The sequence below is a fragment of the uncultured Campylobacter sp. genome (assembly GCF_937997465.1).
In the GTDB taxonomy this organism is placed as follows: Bacteria; Campylobacterota; Campylobacteria; order Campylobacterales; family Campylobacteraceae; genus Campylobacter_A.
The window spans coordinates 1-2,833 of sequence record NZ_CALKTQ010000144.1; the positions used below are offsets into that span (position 1 = coordinate 1).

The window sequence follows — 2,833 nt, forward strand, 5'->3', positions numbered from 1 at the left end:
GGTAGCGTATTTTGCAAATTCGTTCAATTTAAGCAGCAGCATGTGCAAGGCTGATTTGCGGCGATTACGCAAGCTTGTAAAGGGTCAAATTTAGCGGCTCCGTTAGTCCAAAACGCCAAATTCTACGTATCCCTCCATCGCAACGAGTAAAATCCAGCCCGCCTCGGAAGCGCAAAAATAGCGATGCTCTGGGATGTTTTCAACCGTAAATTTTAAAAAATCGTAAAAATACTCGGGGGCAAATTTGACCCCTGTGCCGCTCAGATTGTCTCCGACGCAACTTATCTCGCCGCTTAAAATTTTAATTTGGATATTTGGATTTGAGTTTAGAAAGTTTTTAATATCGGCAAAATTTTTATAATCAGCCGTTTTGTAATCTTTTAAATTTTGCAAAAGCGGTTTTGAGCCGACAAAGGTAAAATTTCGCTCTATAAACTCCGCTCCGTCGTCGCTAATACGCCACTTTTGGCCCAAATTTGACAAAAAAGCGAGCATCTCATCACCCGCTGAAATAAAATTTGAAACGGGATTTTTCGGACTCATTTGTCTCCTTTTGCGAGATTGCCGTAAATTTTATAAAAACGTAAATTTTAGCAAGCCGCTCGTATGTTTATTTTGTAAATTTCAAGTGCAAAGCTTGCGGCAAAGAATTCGCAAAAACCGTAAATTTAAACAAAAAGGTGTTATATCTTGAGATGATTTTTGAAGTTGCGACGTAAAAATAAAACGGAGCGGACCGGTCGTCCGTGAGTATTTATTTTTACTAGCCCTTCAAAAAACGTCCAAGAGATAATGCCCTAAAATCACTTAAGAGCTTCGAGCCTAACCGCAACCGAACGCTTATGTGCCCCCAGCCCCTCGGCATCGGCTAGCTTCATGCATGCGTTTCCTAGCTCGCTTATGCCTTTTGCATTTAGCGAGATGAGCGAGGTGCGCTTCATGAAATTTTCAACCCCGAGAGGTGAGTAAAATCTCGCACTACCGCCTGTGGGCAGCGTATGATTCGGTCCTGCCAGATAGTCGCCCATCGCTTCAGGCGTAAAGTGTCCGATAAATATCGCGCCCGCGTGCCTGATCTGCCTGGCTAGCTCCATCGCGTCGTTTGTCGCGATCTCTAAATGCTCTGGCGCTAGCTCGTTAGCCAGCCTCACACACTCATCAAGGTCGCTAGCTACGATGATAGCACCCTTTTTATCGATACTAACCTGCGCGATGGGCTGCCTAGCTAGAGTCTTGATCTCCTCATTGATATGCCTTTGTACCGCTGCGCCGAAAGCTTGATTTGGCGTGATGAGTACGGCGCTAGCCATCTCGTCGTGCTCGGCCTGCGAGAGCAGATCCACGGCGATGTGGCGAGGGTCGGCGCTCTCGTCGGCGATGACGCAGATCTCGCTAGGGCCGGCGATCATATCGATATTTACCTCGCCGTAGACGAGCTTTTTAGCCGTCGCGACGTATATGTTGCCAGGGCCCGTGATGACGTCGGTTTTTTTGATCGTTTGCGTGCCGTAGGCCATCGCCGCTACCGCCGAGGCGCCGCCCACTTTATAGGCCTCCTTGATGCCGCAGACGTGCATGGCGGCTAGCAGTAGCGTATTTACCTTGCCTCCGACGGCAGGCGTGCAGACTACTATCTCCCCAACGCCCGCAACCAGGGCCGGGACGGCGTTCATGAGAAGCGAACTAGGATAGGCAGCCTTGCCTCCTGGGATATATAGTCCGGCGCGGTCTAGCGGAGTGTACTTTGCGCCTAGCAAAACACCGTGCTCATCGTGCTCCATCCAGGTTTTTGGTAGGCTTTTTTCGTGGTAGCTTTTGATGCGATCAAAGGCTAAATTTAGAGCGTTTCGCAGGCAGCTATCTATACTGTCGTAGGCCTTTTGCATCTCGTCGGTGCCTATTTTTAGGCTATTTGCGTCGGGTTTCCAGCGGTCAAATTTCTCTATCTGCTCAAAAAGCGCCTCGTCGCCTCTAGCGCGCACATCTCCCAGTATCTGCGAAACGGCGGGCATAACCGCGCTCATATCGCCGTTTGAGCGGTTTACCAAAGCCGCAAAATAGTCCTTAAAATTTTCGTTGCTAGTGAGTAAAAACTTCATCTCGTCTCCTTAAATTTTCTTTCGTATCTTAGTTTTTGACTGATATTTCCGAGCGCGCCGCCTTGATGGATGTATAAAATCTCGTTTTTAAATGCGCCCAGATTTGCCATCATCGTTAAAAAGCCCACAGGGTCGTAAATGAGCTCAAATTCTATCCCCGTTTGCTCGCATACTTCGCGCCAAATTTGATAAAGCTCGAGCTTTAAATCACCGAAATGATATTTCTTAGGCGGCGGCAAAATGCGAACCTTTGAGTTTGGCGTCAGCGCCTCGATCTCGCTTTTTAGATAGTCCGCGTCACCCACGCAAGGACAGGTAAAAACGTCAAATTTGACATGCTTGGCCAAAAAAGCCGCCGACGTGCCCGTGCCTGAAGGCAGAAATATATCAACGGTCTTGCCCTCCGCATCCGCCCAGCGCTCTATCTGCCTAGCCTGCGAGATAAAGCCCGTCTCCGCCTGCGGCTGCCAAACGCCCTCGTTTATAAAAAGCGAATCGCCGATAAAGTAATCCTGTGCAGCGGGTAAATTTGAGCTTGTTTGGTCTGCGATTTTTTTTAAATTTGAGTTTTTATGGCTTATGCATTCAGTGGAATTTACATCTGCTAGCTCTGCTTGTTCGTCAAATTTACTCAAAATTTGCCTGTTTAAATCTTGTAAATTTGATTTTTCTATTTGCAAATTCGGCTCGACTTCGGCTTGCAAATTTGACATATTTTTTGCATTTAAATTTAT

2 protein-coding genes and 1 pseudogene are annotated in these 2,833 nt (G+C 47.3%); all 3 read right to left on the reverse strand.

The genetic code is table 11. The annotated features are described in order from the left end of the window. Positions 1 to 102: 102 nt before the first annotated feature. A complete protein-coding gene (locus Q0546_RS04505; RefSeq protein WP_298790908.1) occupies positions 103 to 543 on the reverse strand; it encodes a hypothetical protein in 441 nt (146 codons plus the stop codon). A gap of 260 nt (positions 544 to 803) precedes the next feature. Beyond that, a complete protein-coding gene (hisD, locus tag Q0546_RS04510) occupies positions 804 to 2,099 on the reverse strand; it encodes a histidinol dehydrogenase (RefSeq protein WP_298790909.1) in 1,296 nt (431 codons plus the stop codon). Continuing rightward, positions 2,096 to 2,833 (reverse strand): annotated as a pseudogene (locus tag Q0546_RS04515) (1-aminocyclopropane-1-carboxylate deaminase); the annotation flags it as partial. The pseudogene Q0546_RS04515 and the gene hisD, both read right to left, overlap by 4 nt.